This is a genomic window from Bradyrhizobium sp. 613_E4_N2_2 (assembly GCF_052075995.1).
In the GTDB taxonomy this organism is placed as follows: Bacteria; Pseudomonadota; Alphaproteobacteria; order Rhizobiales; family Xanthobacteraceae; genus Bradyrhizobium; species Bradyrhizobium barranii.
Map to the genome: position 1 here is coordinate 8515853 of NZ_CP197234.1, position 16072 is coordinate 8531924.

A 16072-nucleotide genomic window follows, 5' to 3' on the forward strand; every position below is an offset into this window, starting at 1 on the left:
CGAAATCGTTGCGGCAGTGGACCGTCAGCCCTGCACCGGCGGACGGCCGATGCTCTCGTAGGTGAAGCCGGCGGCTTCCATGTCTTCGGGACGGTAGACGTTGCGGAGATCGACGACGACGGGCTGCGTCATGGTCGCCTTCAGCCGGCCGAGATCGAGCGCGCGGAACTGCACCCATTCGGTGACGATGACGAGCGCATCGGCGCCTTGCGCGCAGGAATAGGCGTCCTCGCAATAGGTGATGTTCGGCAGCTCGCCCTTGGCCTGCTCCATGCCGACGGGATCGAAAGCCTTGACCGTCGCGCCCATGTCGATCAGGCCGGTGACGAGCGGAATCGACGGCGCATCGCGCATGTCGTCGGTGTCGGGCTTGAAGGTGAGGCCGAGCACGGCGATGGTCTTGCCGCGCAAGCTACCGCCGAGCGCCTGGCTGACCTTGCGCGCCATCGCGCGCTTGCGGTTCTCGTTGACGGCCAGCACGGCTTCGACGATGCGCAGGCTCACGTCATAGTCCTGCGCGATCTTGATCAGCGCCTTGGTGTCCTTCGGGAAGCAGGAGCCGCCGAAGCCGGGCCCCGCATGCAGGAACTTGGTGCCGATGCGGTTGTCGAGGCCGATGCCGCGCGCGACTTCCTGCACGTCGGCGCCGACCTTTTCCGAGAGATCGGCGATCTCGTTGATGAAGGTGATCTTGGTCGCGAGGAACGCGTTCGCGGCGTATTTGATCATCTCGGCGGTGCGGCGCGCCGTGAACATCAGCGGGGCCTGGTTCAGCGACAGCGGGCGATAGACGTCGCCCATCACCTTGCGGCCGCGCTCGTCGGAGGTGCCGACGACGACGCGATCGGGATACTTGAAGTCGCGGATCGCCGCGCCCTCGCGCAGGAATTCGGGGTTGGAGGCGACGACGACGTCCGCCGCAGGGTTGGTCTCGCGGATGATGCGCTCGACCTCGTCGCCGGTGCCGACCGGGACGGTCGACTTGGTCACGACGACGGTGAAGCCCGACAGCGACTGCGCGATCTCGCGCGCGGCGGCGTAGACATAGGACAGATCGGCGTGACCGTCGCCGCGGCGCGAGGGCGTGCCGACCGCGATGAAGACGGCATCGGCGTCCGCGACCGGCTTCGACAAATCGGTGGTGAAGTCGAGCCGCTTGGCCTTCACATTGGTCGCGACCAGTTCGTCGAGGCCGGGCTCGTAGATCGGAATCTCGCCGCGATGAAGCGCCGCGATCTTCTTCTCGTCCTTGTCGACGCAGGTGACGTCGTGACCGAAATCCGCAAAGCAGGCTCCGGACACCAGTCCCACATAGCCCGTTCCGATCATCGCGATTCGCATGAAAAACCCTGTTCCAGCTTGGTTAACGAAACCCCAACTCGAGCGGTTTAGCATTTTCCTGAGGGGAGAGAACAGCCCGGATGCAAAAACCGGCACGCGAATTGTACCGGTAAAGAAACCTTAAACCGCAAGGCTTCACACTGCGCCACGTCCGCACAGAGCCGGGCGGACCGCGCCTCGAAACGGGACACCATGGCACTATCAGGCACAATCGCCGCGAGCGGGCTTTCCAAGGCCCCCTCGCCCGCACGTGTCGACTGGGTCGACTATGCCAAGGGCATCTGCATCGTCATGGTCGTGATGATGCACTCGGTGCTGGGGGTGGAGATCGCGGCCGGCCAGACCGGTTTCATGCATGTCGCCGTGGCCTTCGCAAAGCCGTTCCGGATGCCGGACTTCTTCCTGATTTCGGGCCTGTTCCTGCCCTTGGTGATCGATCGGGACTGGCGAACCTATCTCGACCGCAAGGTGGTGCATTTCGCCTATTTCTATGTCGTCTGGGTGACAATCCAGTTCGGCTTCAAGGCACCGGCATTCGCGGCGGAGACGAGCTGGCGCGAGGCCGGCCTGCTGTATCTGGAATCCTTCGTCGAACCGTTCGGCACGCTCTGGTTCATCTACCTGCTGCCGATCTTCTTCGTGGTCACAAAATTGACACGGCGAGTCCCGCCGCCGGCGATCTGGCTCATCGCTGCCGCGCTGGAGACGGCGCGCATCTCGACCGGCTGGACCGCGATCGACGAATTCTGCGCGCGCTTCGTCTATTTCTATTCGGGATATCTGTTCGCGCCTTACGTGTTCGCGCTGTCCGATCGCGCGCGCAACCATCCCGCACTCGCGCTGGCGGCGCTTGCGACCTGGGCGCTGGTCAATGCGGGCCTCGTCGCGCTCGGCGCCAGCGAATGGAAGATCGTCTCGCTCGCGCTCGGCTTCGCCGGCGCCTGCGCCATCATCACGATGGGCACGCTGCTCGCGCGCGCACAGTGGTTGAACTTCTTCCGCTTCTGCGGCGAGCATTCGATCGTGATCTACCTCGCCTTCTTCCTGCCGATGGCGGCGACACGAACGCTGCTGCTGCGCGCCGGCATCATTGCCGACATCGGCACGGTGTCGCTGATCGTCACCATCGTCGGCGTGATCGGATCGCTCGCGATCTGGTACGTCGCATTGCGGCTCAATGCCCGCTTCCTGTTCGAACGGCCGCAGACGTTCTGGATCGCGCCGAAGAAGGCGGGGCCAGTGTTGCAGGCGGCGGAGTAGCCGCCCTCTCGGTGTCGTCGCCCGGCTCGACCGGGCGACCCAGTACGCCGAGACGCCAGTGATCGAGCCGAGAAGCCGCGGCGTACTGGTTTCCCCGCCTTCGCGGGGAATGACAGCGGGGATGTGGGGAACGACAGTGGGGATAGCGGCACCAGCGGCCCAAAAATCCCCCGCTCAAGGCTGTCAAAGCCCGCAAAAATTCATACATTGCGGCCATGCCCAAAAGCTCCCCAACGACATCCCCGAAGACCGCCGCCAAAGCCGACACCAAACCCGCTGCTGACAAGCCTGCTGCCAAACCGGTCGCGGCGAAGGTGGCCGGCAAGGGCGACCACATCTTCCTGGTCGACGGTTCCGGCTACATCTTCCGCGCCTATCACGCGCTGCCGCCACTGAACCGCAAGTCCGATGGCTTGCAGGTCAACGCCGTGCTCGGTTTCTGCAACATGCTGTGGAAGCTGTTGCGCGACATGCCCGCGGACAACCGCCCGACGCATCTGGCGATCGTGTTCGACAAGTCGGAAGTCACCTTCCGCAACAAGATCTATCCCGAGTACAAGGCGCACCGGCCGCCCGCGCCCGATGATCTGATCCCGCAATTCGCGCTGATCCGCGAAGCCGTGCGCGCCTTCGATTTGCCCTGCCTGGAACAGAGCGGATTCGAGGCCGACGATTTGATCGCGACCTATGCGCGACAGGCCAGCGACCGCGGCGCCCACACGACCATCGTGTCCTCCGACAAGGATCTGATGCAGCTCGTGAACGACAAGATCATGATGTACGACACCATGAAGGACCGCCGTATCGGAATCCCCGAGGTGATCGAGAAGTTCGGCGTGCCGCCGGAGAAAGTTGTCGAAGTGCAGGCGCTGGCCGGCGATTCCACCGACAACGTGCCCGGTGTGCCCGGCATCGGCATCAAGACCGCGGCGCAGCTGATCGTCGAATATGGCGATCTCGAGCAGCTTCTGTTCCGCGCCACCGAGATCAAGCAGCCGAAGCGGCGCGAGGCGCTGATCGAGAATGCCGAGAAGGCGCGGATTTCGCGCCAGCTGGTGCTGCTCGACGACAAGGTCGAACTCGAGGTGCCGCTGGACGATCTCGCAGTGCACGAGCCCGACGCGCGCAAGCTGATTGCCTTCCTGAAGGCGATGGAATTCACCACGCTGACACGCCGCGTCGCCGACTATTCGCAGATCGATCCCGCCAATGTCGATGCCGATGCGTCGAACAGCAGCGGCGCCAGGGCCGGCGGCGACGCCGCCAAGGCAAAAACGTCGGAGATCTCCGGCGATCTTTTCGCCGCTCCAGCCGCGACCGCAACGGGCGGCGACAAGGGCGATAAGTCGGCCGGTCTCAAGGGCTCGCCGATTTCACTGGCCGCCGCGCGCGAAGAGGCGCTGCGCAAGCTGCCGGTCGACCGCAGCAAATACCAGGCGATCAAGACGCTCAAGGAGCTCGATGCCTTCGTCGCGCGCATCCATGACACCGGCCATGTCGCGATCGAGACGAGAGCCAACTCCATCGATCCGATGCAGGCCGATCTGTGCGGCATCGCGCTGGCACTGGCGCCGAACGAGGCCTGCTACGTGCCGCTCGCGCACAAGCAGTCCGGCGGCGGCGCCGGCCTGTTCGACACGGGCCTCGCGCCGGACCAGGTCAAGCATGCCGACGCCATCGAAGCGCTGCGGCCGGTGCTGGAATCGGCGGGCATTCTCAAGATCGGCTTCGACGTCAAGTTCACCGCCGTGATGCTGGCGCAGCACGGCATCACGCTGCGCAACGCCGACGATGCGCAGCTGATCTCCTATGTGCTCGATGCCGGCCGCGGCTCGCACGCGATCGAAGCGCTCGCGGAGCGCTGGTTCGGCCACGCCATGCTGAAGGAGAGCGAGCTGCTCGGCAGCGGCAAGGGCAAGATCACGTTCGACCAGGTGCCGATCGACAAGGCCGCACCGCTGTCGGCGGAAGGCGCCGACATGGCCTTGCGCGTGTGGCGCGTGCTGAAGCCGCGCCTCGTCGCCGAGCACATGACCGCCGTCTACGAGACGCTGGAGCGGCCGCTGGTGTCGGTGCTCGCGCGCATGGAGCGGCGCGGCATCTCGATCGACCGCCAGGTCTTGTCGCGGCTATCAGGCGACTTCGCCCAGACCGCGGCGCGCGTCGAAGCCGAGATCCAGGAGATCGCGGGCGAGCCCGTCAATGTCGGCAGCCCCAAACAGATCGGCGACATCCTGTTCGGCAAGATGGGACTGTCCGGCGGCACCAAGACCAAGACCGGCGCATGGTCGACGACCGCGCAGGTGCTCGACGAACTTGCCGAGCAAGGCCACGACTTCCCGAAGAAGATCCTGGAGTGGCGCCAGGTTTCGAAACTGAAATCGACCTACACCGACGCGCTGCCGACCTACGTCAACCCGCAGACCCATCGCGTCCACACCACCTACGCGCTGGCCGCGACCACGACGGGCCGGCTGTCGTCGAACGAGCCGAATCTGCAGAACATCCCGGTGCGCACCGAGGACGGGCGAAAGATCCGCCGCGCCTTCATCGCGACACCCGGGCACAAGCTCGTCTCCGCCGACTATTCGCAGATCGAGCTGCGGCTGCTCGCCGAGATCGCCGACATTCCCGTCCTCAAGCAGGCGTTCAAGGACGGGCTCGACATTCACGCGATGACGGCCTCCGAAATGTTCGGCGTGCCGATCGAGGGCATGCCGAGCGAAATCCGGCGCCGCGCCAAGGCGATCAATTTCGGCATCATTTACGGCATCTCGGCATTCGGCCTCGCCAACCAGCTCGGCATCGCGCGCGAGGAAGCCTCCGCCTACATCAAGAAGTATTTCGAGCGCTTCCCCGGCATCCGCGCCTACATGGACGAGACGCGCGACTTCTGCCGGAGCAACGGCCATGTCACCACGCTGTTCGGCCGGAAGATGTACTATCCCGACATCAAGGCTTCGAACGCCTCGGTGCGCGCCTTCAACGAGCGCGCCGCGATCAACGCGCGGCTCCAGGGCACCGCCGCCGACATCATCCGCCGCGCCATGACGCGGATGGAGGATGCCCTGGTCCAGAAGAAGCTGTCGGCGCAGATGCTGCTCCAGGTGCACGACGAACTGATCTTCGAGGTGCCTGACGCCGAGGTAGAGGCGACGCTCCCGGTGGTGCAGCACGTGATGCAGGACGCGCCGTTCCCGGCCGTGAACCTGTCGGTGCCGCTGCATGTCGATGCGCGCGCGGCGAAGAATTGGGACGAGGCGCATTGATGTCTCCACCAGCACGGTGTCGTCCCGGCGAACGCCGGGACCCATAACCACAGGATCGAGTTGGGCGAAGATTGCCCATGACGATCCAGCCTCAAACTCCTCCCTGGGGGTATGGGTCCCCGCTTTCGCGGGGACGACGTTGGGGTGAGATGCGGGACTCGAATTGTCCTCCGTGCAATTGCGCGATGGCTCCGCCGCGCGGCGCACATTAGAACGGTGTCGTCTCCCACACCGGTTCACGCATGCCCCACACCTCCGCCCTGCTCGGCTTCGCTCTCGTCTGCCTTGGTCTCGTGCTCACGCCGGGGCCGAACATGATCTATTTGATCTCGCGCTCGATCACGCAGGGGCCGGCGGCGGGCATCGTCTCGCTCGGCGGAGTGGCACTCGGCTTCGTGTTCTACATGCTGTGCGCGGCGTTCGGCATCACCGCGCTCTTGCTCGCCATTCCCTTTGCCTATGACGCGCTGCGCTTTGCCGGCGCGGGCTATCTGCTGTGGCTGGCCTGGCAGGCGGTGAAGCCGGGCGGACGTTCGCCGTTCCAGGTGAAGCAGCTTGCGATCGACAGCTCGCGCAAATTGTTCGCGATGGGTTTTGTCACCAATCTGCTCAATCCGAAGATCGCGATGCTGTATCTGGCACTGCTGCCGCAGTTCATCGATCCCACCGCCGGCAGCGTGCTGACGCAGTCGGTGGTGTTGGGGGCGATCCAGATCGCGATCAGCGTCAGCGTCAACGCGACGATCGCACTTGCAGCAGGGTCGATCGCGCTGTTCCTGGCGAGCCGGCCGAGCTGGATGCTGGTGCAGCGCTGGCTGATGGGCACGGTGCTGGCCGGGCTTGCGGTGCGGATGGCGGTGGAAGCGAAGAAGGTGTGATTATTTTTCTTCCTTCTCCCCTTGTGGGAGAAGGTGGCGCGAAGCGCCGGATGAGGGGTCTTTCTCCGCGCATTCGAAGACAGCTGGACTCGCGGAGACAGACCCCTCACCCGTCTCGCCGCTGCGCGGCGAGCCACCCTCCCCCACAAGGGGGGAGGGAAAAAGGCCCCTCAATCCAGCTTCGCGTCCATGCCCCGCTTCACCGCGGGACGGGCCATCAGCGCCTCATACCAGCGCTTGACGTTGGGAAAATCGGCCAGCTCAACCTTGTGGCGAGGGTGGCGCCAGGCCCAGCCCAGGATGGCAAAATCGGCAACCGAGAGGTCGCCAGCGACGAAGTCGTGGGCCTCCAACCGGCGGTCCAGCACGCCGTAGAGCCGGCGCGTCTCCGCCATGTAGCGCTTCAGGCCATAGGCGCGATCCTGCTCGTTCTCGAGCGCGATGAAATGGTGCACCTGGCCGGGCATCGGGCCGAAGCCGCCCATCTGCCACATCAGCCATTCATAGACGGGGATGCGCCCGGCGAGCGATTTCGGCAGGAATTTGCCGGTCTTTTCGCCGAGATAGAGCAGGATCGCACCGGACTCGAAGATGCTGACGGGCTTGCCGTCCGGCCCCTCGGGGTCGACGATCGCGGGGATCTTGTTGTTGGGGCTGAGCTTCAGGAAGCCCGGCGCCATCTGCTCGCCCTTGGTGATGTTCACCGGCACCACCTTGTAAGGCAGCCCCATTTCCTCCAATGCGACCGAGATCTTGCGGCCGTTCGGCGTGTTCCAGGTGTGCAGCTCGATGGTCATTCAGGCATTTCCTTCCCCGAGATATCTGGCATCCAACTACTCCAGAAGGTTGCACCCCCACAACTGGCGGACCGGGATGGCCGATCCCTGTTGACTCGACCGGTCCCCTCTGGAATGTCGCGGCCGTCGCGGATAAATTCCGCCACCTCCAAAAAGCCCCGAGGGACCGCCGTGTCGAAATCTGCCTCCCGCGCCCGCCTGTTCGAAATCATCCGCCGGCGCTCCTTCGGCCGCGGTGACGTCACGCTCGCGTCGGGCCGCAAGAGCGATTTCTACTTCAACCTCAAGCCGACCATGCTCGACCCCGAGGGCGCGACGCTGCTCGCCGAGCTGACCTATGAGGCGCTGAAGGACGACCAGCTCGACTTCATCGGCGGGCTCGAGATGGGCGCGGTGCCGCTGGCCGGCGCGCTGGCGCAGATCTCCTGGATCAAGGGCCATCCGATCGCAGCGTTCTTCGTGCGCAAGAAACCGAAGGAGCACGGCGCGAAGCTCGCGATCGAAGGTCTGCCCAAGGGCGAGACGCTCGAAGGCAAGCGCGTCGTGATCGTCGAGGACGTCACCACCACCGGCGGCTCGGCGATGAAGGCGGTGGAATCGGTGCGCGAGACCGGCGCCGAGGTGGTGCTGGTGCTGACCATGGTCGACCGCGAGGAAGGGGCCACCGATACGTTTGGCGCGGCCGGCCTGCCGTTCCGCTCGCTGTACAAGGCGTCGGAGTTCCTGAAGGCTTAAGGCCGCGAGACAGTCCGTCCATGCCCGGGCGTTGCCCGGAAGCAACCATCCGCCGGAAGCTGTGCCCGGCCTTGAAGAGGTCACGGCCTCGACTTGAAATCGCCTCCGCTCAACTGCTCATTTACCATCCAGCACTATGGTGAATCATGTGCCGAGACCTCGGAAGGTTCCGGCCGGTTCAGTAGCGTCGGAGTGAGCATTGCGTACAGCCTTGTCCCATGCGCGTCGCGCGATGCTTGTGGCCGCCAGCCTGGCGGCCCCGCTGCTTGCGGCTCCAGCCCCGGCTTCGGCCGAAGGCCTGTTCGACTTCTTCTTCGGCGGAATGCAGCGGCCCCGGCCGCAGCGTGAGGTTCCGCAGCAGTCGAACTCCTTTGCCGATCCCTTCGCCAGCCAGCAGAATCCCGCAAACCCGCAATATGTGCCACCGACACGCGCGGCGGCGGCCGGCGGCTCGGGCCCGGCCTTCTGCGTGCGCACCTGCGACGGCAAATATTTCCCGCTGATGCGCGGCCTCGCCTCGCCCGCCCAGATGTGTCAGGCGTTCTGTCCTGCCACCACGACAAAGGTCTATTTCGGCTCTTCGATCGACGGCGCCGCTTCGCAGACCGGCGAGCGCTACGCCGACAGCGAAAACGCGTTCGCCTATCGCAAGGCGCTGCGTGCCGACTGCACCTGCAACGGCCGCGAGCCGGTCGGCCTCGCCCCGGTCGATCTCGCGCTGGATTCCTCGCTGAAAGCCGGCGACGTGATCGCGACCAGCGACGGCCTCGTCGCCTATACCGGCATCCGCGTCGGCAATGACCAGGCTGCGGACTTCACGCCGGTTGCCTCCTACCCGGGCCTCACCGCGCAGGTCCGCGCGCGGCTCGGCGAGATGAAGGTGGCACCGGTGCGCGCGGAGACGGTCGCGGCGGATGCGCCGGCCTCAGTCGAGATCGTGCGCGAGGCGCTGCCTGACGTGACGGTGCCGAAGACCCCAGCACAGAAGCCGGCGAAGCGGGCGGGGCTGGACTAAGCCCCAACTGAATCAAAGTCGTCATTGCGAGCGCAGCGAAGCAATCCAGTCTGTCACCGCGAACAGATTATGGATTGCTTCGCTACGCTCGCAGTGACGGAGAGTGCTGCGTCATCTCCCGATGATCACCCCGATCACGTTCGGGGCCGCCAGATATTTCTCCTCGATCGCCGCGCGCGCGGCGGCGCGGTTTTCCTGAGTCAGCAGGCCGCGCTTCTCGGCCAGGATCATCCAGCAGAAGCCCCACCAGTCGGTGAGCATGCCCGCCTCGCCGATGAGATCGTAACCCTGCTCGGCTGCGAAGATGCGCGCATGCGCTTCGTCCAGCGTGTCGAGGAACAGATGATCCTCGGTCGAGAACAGATCGTCGCTGACGTCGTCGATGGTGTAGCCCCAGATCGACTGGCACACCGCGTTGAACTCGCGGTCGAACTGGTCGTCATCGGCCGCGTAGCGCCGCGCGGCCTGATGCAGCCGCGACAGCGAGCGCGCGAAATCGGCGATCCGGGTGAGGGCAAATTGATCGAAGGCGATGGTGGACATGTAGTCCTCGCAAAGTCTGACGGACGCTAGATATTGTGTCGGCAACGCGCCGAATCACAATGATATATCAAAGACTTGCTAAAGTGTTCTTAATTTGTTCCGGATCTGGGGACAAAGTCCGACTGGCGGAATCGAAAGGGGCCGCCTCGCAGCGACCCCTTTGCCGGTTGCAATCGTGTTCGGGATGAAATCCAGCCCCGGCAATTGGCAAGTTAGAGGTACCTATGGACTTAGGCGATTCCGGATAAGTACTGGACGTAGTCCTGTCCTATTTTCCGTTGACGAGCCCGATGGATCCGGGTTCGCGCGAGGCCGGGATCTCAATAACAGCGCGAGGCCGCAATAGCGTGGACGCGGCGGTCACCGAGCAGATGGGCGACAAAGCCATTACTGGGAAAGATCTTTGCGAACGCGGCATCGCGGATGCTGAGACCGCCGGCATAGGCGCCGAAGGCGGGCATCACCGCGCGCATCCCGTCACTGGCGAAACAGCGGCGTTCCATCGAGCGGCCGCGTGCGGAGACGCGCGCCTTCGGATGCAGATGGCCGGCGATCTCGCCGCGCGCACCTGTCGGCTCATGACGGAAGGTGATTGGGCCGATCGCGACTTCGTCGGCGACGGTCCCGCCCAGATCGCGCGGCAGCATCGGATCGTGATTGCCCGAGATCCAGATCCAATCGCGGCCGGTCTGGAGTGCGGCAACAGCATCGCGATCGTCGGACGACAACCGCTCATGCGCGGTTCGGTCGTGAAAACTGTCGCCGAGCGCGACAACCGTTCGGGGATTATGGCGGGAGATGACAGCAGCGAGACGGCTCAGCGTTGCCAACGTATCGTAAGGCGGCAGCAGCACACCGCGCGTGGCGAAGCTGGACCCTTTTTCCAGATGCAGATCGGAGACGACGAGCAGGCGTTGCTCTTCCCAGAACAGCGCACCGGAGAGATCGGTTGCGAAGGTCACACCGGCGATATCCAGTGCAAGCGTTGAAGTGATTGATAGTGCCACTTGCTCCGTCATGGCCGGGCTCGTCCCGGCCATCCACGTTCTTGCCGCGGAAGCAAAGACGTGGATGCCCGGGTCAAGCCCGGGCATGACGATGTGGATGGAGTTGCGCGCACCACTGGTAAAATTCTCTACGACATCGCCTCTTTGACCAGCTCGTCGGCGGCTTCCGCCAGGAGCTCGTCACCAGCTTCGCCATAGACTGACTCGCGGCCGATTTCCAGCATCACGGGGACGGCGAGCGGCGAGACGTGATCGAGTTCCCGATGCGTGATACGACCCTGGATGCGGGCAAGCATGGCGCCGAGACGGCGCAGGTCGAGCAGCCCGGTGGCGGCATCGGCACGGGCGGCGCGCAGCAACACGTGATCTGCCTGGTGCTTGCGCAGGACGTCGTAGACGAGATCGGTCGAGAACAGCACTTGGCGGCGGCTCTTGTCCTCGCTGGTGAAGCGCCGCTCGATCAGGCCGGAGATCAGCGCGCAATTGCGGAAGGTGCGCTTCATCAGCGCGGATTCCGCGAGCCAGGCTTCGAGATCGTCCCCGAGCATGTCCGGGTTGAACAGCGCGTCGAGATTAAGCTCGCCGTTGCGGATCATGAAGGAGGCATCGCCAAGCCCCCAGATCGCCACCGCATATTCATTGGCGACGAAGCCGAGCGGCCGGGCGCGCATCCGCTCCAGCCGCCGCGTCAGCAGCATGCCCAGCGTCTGGTGCGCGAGCCTGCCCTCGAAGGGATAGCAAATGAGATAATGCTTGTTGCCGCGTGGAAAGGTCTCGACCAGCAGCTCGCGCACGCCGGGCACACGTGAGACGTCTTTCTGCAACGACAGCCAGTCGCGCACCTGCTCGGGCAAACCATTCCATGCACGGCGGTCGTCGAGCAGGCGCCGCACGCGCTCGGCAAGATAGGTCGAGAGCGGAAATTTGCCGCCCATATAGGACGGCACTTTCGGGTCCTTGTCGTTGGCGCGGGAGACATAGACCTGATCCTCGGCCAACGCCTCATAGCGCACAACTTCGCCGCCGAACACAAAGGTGTCGCCGGCGATCAAGCCCTCGATAAAATATTCCTCGATTTCGCCGAGCACGCGGCCGCCGCGCGCGATGACGCCGGTCGAGCCGCTGCCGGTGGAGCGCCCACGAACGAGCCGCACCTTCAGCATCGGCTCCTCGACGATGGTGCCGACATTGAGACGATAGCTCTGCCGCACCTTTGGATTGGCGACACGCCAGCGCCCCTGCTTGTCCTGCTTGATGCGGGCGAAGCGCTCATAGGTCTTCAGCGCGTAGCCGCCGGAGGCGACGAAATCGACGACGTCGTCGAAATCCTGCCGGGCGAGATCTGAGTAAGGCGCGGCCGTGAGCACCTCGCCGTAGAGATCATCGCTCAGAAACGGCTCGCCGCAGGCGCGGCCGAGCACGTGCTGGGCCAGCACGTCGAGTGCGCCGGTGCGCAAGGGTGGCGTATCCTGCGCATTCTCGGCGATCGCATCGATCGCGGCGCGGCACTCCAGCACCTCGAAACGGTTGGCCGGCACCAGCACGGCGCGCGAGGCTTCGTCGAGACGGTGATTGGCGCGGCCGATCCGCTGCATCAGGCGCGAGGCGCCCTTGGGCGCGCCGATATTGACGACGAGATCGACATCGCCCCAGTCGACGCCGAGGTCGAGCGAGGAGGTGCAGACCACGCCGCGCAATCTGCCCGCCGACATCGCGTCCTCGACCTTGCGGCGCTGGGCGACGTCGAGCGAGCCGTGATGCAGCGCGATCGCGAGGTTGTCGTCGTTCATGCTCCAGAGATTCTGGAACAGCATCTCGGCCTGGCTGCGGGTGTTGACGAAGACGAGCGTGGTCCTGTTGGCCTTGATCAGCTCGTAGATTTCGGGAAGCGCGTGGCGCGCGCTGTGGCCGGCCCAGGGCAGGCGCTCGCGGGTATCCAGCATCTCGACCAGCGGCGGCGCGGCACCGCCGGCGACGACAATGTCGGCGGCCGCCTCCTTCCCGCCGGGCTGCGGCGCCAGGAAGCGCGCAAGCTGGTCCGGCTCGGCCACGGTCGCCGACAGGCCGATCGCGCGCAGCTGCGGCGCCAGCCGCCAGAGCCGCGCCAGACCCAGCGAAAGCAGATCGCCGCGCTTGGACGTCACCAGCGCGTGGAGCTCGTCGAGCACGATGCGCTTCAAGGAGGAGAACAGGAACGGCGCGTCGTCGGAGGAGAGCAGCAGCGCGACCTGCTCGGGCGTCGTCAGCAGGATATCGGGCGGATAGCGCCGCTGGCGCTGCCGCCGCGACACCGGCGTGTCGCCGGTGCGGGTCTCGACCTTGATCGGCAGCCCCATCTCCGCAATCGGCCGCTCGAGATTGCGGGCGATGTCGACGGCGAGCGCTTTCAGCGGCGAAATGTAGAGCGTGTGCAGGCCATCGCTGCGGTGAACATCGCGACCGGTGGAGATGAGGCTTTGCTTCGCCCTTCCGTCCCGTTCGACCGGCTGCGTCGAGAGCTCCACCAGCGTCGGCAGAAATCCCGCCAGCGTCTTGCCCGCGCCGGTGGGTGCGATCAGCAGTGCGGAACGATCCTCGCGCGCCTCGTCCAGCAGCGCGAGCTGATGCTCACGCGGCGACCAGCCGCGGGCCGCGAACCACGCCTGGAAGCGGTCGGGCAGCAGCGTGGCCGGCTCGGCCGGGATTTTGAGGATGCGGGGCGGCACGGCATCACAGGTAAGCCGTGGGGGTGGGTTCGTCGAGGGGTGGGGATGTGAATAGGTCTCGTAGGGTGGGCAAAGCGAAGCGTGCCCACCATTCGCACCGAGGTGTTCGGAGAGATGATGGGCACGGCGCGAGTGCGCCTTTGCCCACCCTACGGCACCCTGCCCGCACCTACTCCGACATCGGCTTGTCGGAGATGTCCCAGTCCTTGCCGCTGAAGGTCGAGATGAAGAGCGTCTTCATCGGCGTGTAGTCCTCAGGCGTGTAGCTGTAGGCGACACCGTCGAGGAAATAGGGCGAGTGGAAGCCTGCGAGCGTGGACGCCTGCTTCAGCACGTTGGCGCGGGTGAGATCGTCGCCGCAGCGGCGCAGGATCTCGCCCATGGTGACGGCCTGGCCGTAGCCGGCAAAGGCGATGGTGTTGTCTTGATCGATCGCCGGCGTGTACTTCTTGCGCAGCTCCTCGAACGCCATCACGTCCGGGTCCTTCTCCCATTTGGGCAGGCCGACTTCCTTGTTGTAGCGGATGGCGACGATGCCGGTGGCGTTCTCGAGGCCTGCTGCGTTGAGGATCGAACGACCGGTCGAACCGGCTGACAACAATTGCAGCGGCTTCCAGCCGAGCTCGGCCACTTTGCGGATCGACTGCGACGACGCCTTGCCGGTGGAAATGTTGTAGAAGACGTCGGCGCCCGATTTCGAGAGATTGATGAGCTGGGAATCGACGGTCGGATCGGTCAGATCGTAGGTCTGCTCCATGATCACCTGCGCGGTGCCCCCGGCATCCGCCAGCACCTTCTTGAACGGACCGAGGAAGTCACGGCCGAAATCGTCGTTCTGGTAGAGAATGCCGACCTTGGCATTCGGCTTCACGCTGAGGACGTGCCGCGCCAGGATGCGCGCCTCGGTCGGATAGAGCGGCAGGCCCGCCATCGTCCATTTGAACTCTTTCGGATTGTTCCACTTGGACGCGCCGGTGTTGAGCAGCAGTTGCGGCACGCCCTTGGAATTGAGATATTTGTGCACGGAGGTCTGCGGCGCGGTGCCGAGCGAGCCGTAGAGCGCGAGCACTTCCTCCTGCTCGACCAGACGCCGCGTCGCCTCGACACATTTCGGCGCGCTGTAGGCGTCGTCCATGGTGAGGAACTTGACCTTGCGGCCGTTGATGCCGCCCTTCTCGTTCAGCATCTGGAAATAGGCTTCGCCGATGCGGCCGAGCACGCCGTACAGCGAGCCGGGCCCGGAATGCGGCACGGTCTGGCCGATCTTGATCTCGGTGTCGCTGGCGCCCGCATCGTATTTCTTCTCCGCGGCCCAGACATACGGCGCAGGCAAGGTGGATGCAGCGATGGTGGCGAGCGCACCGGCGCTGAAATCGCGCCGCGATGGATTCTTGGTCATTTTTGTTTCTCCCTAGTGCGCGCATTGTGCTGGCAACGCAGCACGGCTCGCAAGTAGGAAGACGCCGCTTTGCGACGCAATGACGCTTAAATCGCGGGGTTTTTAGCGCCTAAACTCAAGTTTTCTCGGCGACGACGACGAGGCCGCGCACCGGCTCGTTGTTCTCGATGCGTGGCGATGCCGGCTCCAATGTCAGCAGCTTGAGCCCGGCCTTCGCCATCGCGTCACGCACATATTCCGCCGAATGGGCATAGCGCAGGCCTTCGCCGAGCACGATGCCGCTGCCGTCATGCGTCTCCAGCGTGAAAGCGAGCACGCCGCCGGATACGAGCACGCGCTGCGCTTCCGTGAGCACCGGCGCGAGATCGGAGAGATAGACGAACGCATCTGCGGCGACGACGAGGTTCGCGCTCGTATCGCCCTTGGTGCGCAGGCCTTCGATCATGTCGGCGACCTCGAGCTCGGCATAGAGCTCGGTGGCGCGCGCCTCCTTGATCATGCCGGGCGACAGATCGATGCCGATGAAATGATCGACCTGCTTTGCAAAGGCAGCCGCCGCAAGCCCGGTGCCGCAGCCGAGATCGATGGTGCGCTTGAACAAGGCCGGCTTCTTCGCGGCGACGCGCGCGGCCACCACCGCCTTGAAGATCAGCGACGGTGCGCGATAGTCGAGATCGTTGATCAGTGTGTGCTCGAAGCGCGGCGCGTACTGGTCGAACAGCGCCTGCACGTAGGCCTTGGGCATCTCCGCCATCTGCGCGTCGCCGAGCCGCATCAGATGCAGGCCGGCGCCGTGCTGGTCCTCGGGGTCGCAGTCGCATGCTTTCCGGAACGCCGCGATCGCCTTGTCGCCCTCGCCGAGCTGCTGACGGATCTCGCCGAGCGTGAACCAGGCCGAAGTGAAGTCGGGCGCGAGTTCGAGCGCCTGCTCGATGAGGTCGGCGGCGGCGGGCAGATCGCCCTTGAGCTGGAGGTCGCGCGCGAACTCGAAACGGCGGTCGGCCATGAGATCGCCGGAGGAGTGGAACAGGCGCAGGGGCATAGGAACTCGGCTCGTCATTGCCGGGCTCGAGCCGGCAATCCATCAAAAAGCGAACTGTTTAAAAGGATGGAGGCGCGGGTC

Annotated in this window: 12 protein-coding genes; 5 read left to right on the forward strand and 7 right to left on the reverse strand. The window is 64.9% G+C overall.

The genetic code is table 11. The annotated features are described in order from the left end of the window. Positions 1 to 24 precede the first annotated feature (24 nt). On the reverse strand, positions 25 to 1341 hold the full coding sequence (locus AB7290_RS40495) for a UDP-glucose dehydrogenase family protein (RefSeq protein ID WP_354080250.1): 1317 nt from the start codon (positions 1339 to 1341) through the stop codon (positions 25 to 27). A 192-nt stretch (positions 1342 to 1533) separates the two neighbouring features. On the opposite strand from AB7290_RS40495, the gene AB7290_RS40500 reads away from it, so the two are divergent. From AB7290_RS40500 to AB7290_RS40510, 3 genes are all read left to right on the forward strand, one after another. Then, the gene (locus tag AB7290_RS40500; RefSeq protein ID WP_441254401.1) at positions 1534 to 2601 is read left to right on the forward strand and encodes an acyltransferase family protein; all 1068 of its coding nucleotides are present in this window, start codon (positions 1534 to 1536) and stop codon (positions 2599 to 2601) included. 215 nt (positions 2602 to 2816) lie between these two features. Then, on the forward strand, positions 2817 to 5870 hold the full coding sequence (gene polA, locus AB7290_RS40505; protein ID WP_085398438.1) for a DNA polymerase I: 3054 nt from the start codon (positions 2817 to 2819) through the stop codon (positions 5868 to 5870). Between the two features lie 242 nt (positions 5871 to 6112). Continuing rightward, entirely contained in the window at positions 6113 to 6748 is a 636-nt protein-coding gene (locus tag AB7290_RS40510) for a LysE family translocator (protein WP_085398437.1), read from the forward strand. 170 nt (positions 6749 to 6918) lie between these two features. On the opposite strand, the gene AB7290_RS40515 is transcribed toward AB7290_RS40510, so the two are convergent. After that, on the reverse strand, positions 6919 to 7545 hold the full coding sequence (locus AB7290_RS40515) for a glutathione S-transferase family protein (protein ID WP_038959906.1): 627 nt from the start codon (positions 7543 to 7545) through the stop codon (positions 6919 to 6921). Positions 7546 to 7716: 171 nt separating this feature from the next. On the opposite strand from AB7290_RS40515, the gene pyrE reads away from it, so the two are divergent. Then, positions 7717 to 8280: an orotate phosphoribosyltransferase gene (gene pyrE, locus AB7290_RS40520; RefSeq protein ID WP_014491354.1), complete on the forward strand. Its 564-nt coding sequence runs from the start codon at positions 7717 to 7719 to the stop codon at positions 8278 to 8280. A 232-nt stretch (positions 8281 to 8512) separates the two neighbouring features. Further along, entirely contained in the window at positions 8513 to 9295 is a 783-nt protein-coding gene (locus tag AB7290_RS40525) for a DUF2865 domain-containing protein (protein WP_071909165.1), read from the forward strand. Between the two features lie 111 nt (positions 9296 to 9406). Here the strand turns inward: AB7290_RS40525 and AB7290_RS40530 are convergent, their stop codons facing one another. The 5 genes from AB7290_RS40530 to AB7290_RS40550 all read right to left on the reverse strand — a co-directional run bounded on the left by AB7290_RS40530 (position 9407) and on the right by AB7290_RS40550 (position 15991). Next, positions 9407 to 9838: a hypothetical protein gene (locus AB7290_RS40530; RefSeq protein ID WP_085398436.1), complete on the reverse strand. Its 432-nt coding sequence runs from the start codon at positions 9836 to 9838 to the stop codon at positions 9407 to 9409. A gap of 320 nt (positions 9839 to 10158) precedes the next feature. Next, positions 10159 to 10857, reverse strand: a complete 699-nt coding sequence (gene pdeM / locus AB7290_RS40535; RefSeq protein ID WP_085398435.1) for a ligase-associated DNA damage response endonuclease PdeM — start codon at positions 10855 to 10857, stop codon at positions 10159 to 10161. Between the two features lie 116 nt (positions 10858 to 10973). Continuing rightward, on the reverse strand, positions 10974 to 13550 hold the full coding sequence (locus AB7290_RS40540) for a ligase-associated DNA damage response DEXH box helicase (protein ID WP_354080244.1): 2577 nt from the start codon (positions 13548 to 13550) through the stop codon (positions 10974 to 10976). A 169-nt stretch (positions 13551 to 13719) separates the two neighbouring features. Further along, a complete protein-coding gene (locus AB7290_RS40545; RefSeq protein WP_085398188.1) occupies positions 13720 to 14949 on the reverse strand; it encodes an ABC transporter substrate-binding protein in 1230 nt (409 codons plus the stop codon). 115 nt (positions 14950 to 15064) lie between these two features. Next, positions 15065 to 15991, reverse strand: a complete 927-nt coding sequence (locus AB7290_RS40550) for a class I SAM-dependent DNA methyltransferase (RefSeq protein ID WP_085398187.1) — start codon at positions 15989 to 15991, stop codon at positions 15065 to 15067. Positions 15992 to 16072: the final 81 nt, after the last annotated feature.

Coding starts and splice junctions, on each gene's coding strand:
- AB7290_RS40495 (WP_354080250.1), bottom strand. CDS start 1,341: ATGCGAATCGCGATGATCGGAACGGGCTATGTGGGACTGGTGTCCGGA.
- AB7290_RS40500 (WP_441254401.1), top strand. CDS start 1,534: ATGGCACTATCAGGCACAATCGCCGCGAGCGGGCTTTCCAAGGCCCCC.
- polA (WP_085398438.1), top strand. CDS start 2,817: ATGCCCAAAAGCTCCCCAACGACATCCCCGAAGACCGCCGCCAAAGCC.
- AB7290_RS40510 (WP_085398437.1), top strand. CDS start 6,113: ATGCCCCACACCTCCGCCCTGCTCGGCTTCGCTCTCGTCTGCCTTGGT.
- AB7290_RS40515 (WP_038959906.1), bottom strand. CDS start 7,545: ATGACCATCGAGCTGCACACCTGGAACACGCCGAACGGCCGCAAGATC.
- AB7290_RS40525 (WP_071909165.1), top strand. CDS start 8,513: ATGCTTGTGGCCGCCAGCCTGGCGGCCCCGCTGCTTGCGGCTCCAGCC.
- AB7290_RS40530 (WP_085398436.1), bottom strand. CDS start 9,838: ATGTCCACCATCGCCTTCGATCAATTTGCCCTCACCCGGATCGCCGAT.
- pdeM (WP_085398435.1), bottom strand. CDS start 10,857: ATGACGGAGCAAGTGGCACTATCAATCACTTCAACGCTTGCACTGGAT.
- AB7290_RS40545 (WP_085398188.1), bottom strand. CDS start 14,949: ATGACCAAGAATCCATCGCGGCGCGATTTCAGCGCCGGTGCGCTCGCC.
- AB7290_RS40550 (WP_085398187.1), bottom strand. CDS start 15,991: ATGCCCCTGCGCCTGTTCCACTCCTCCGGCGATCTCATGGCCGACCGC.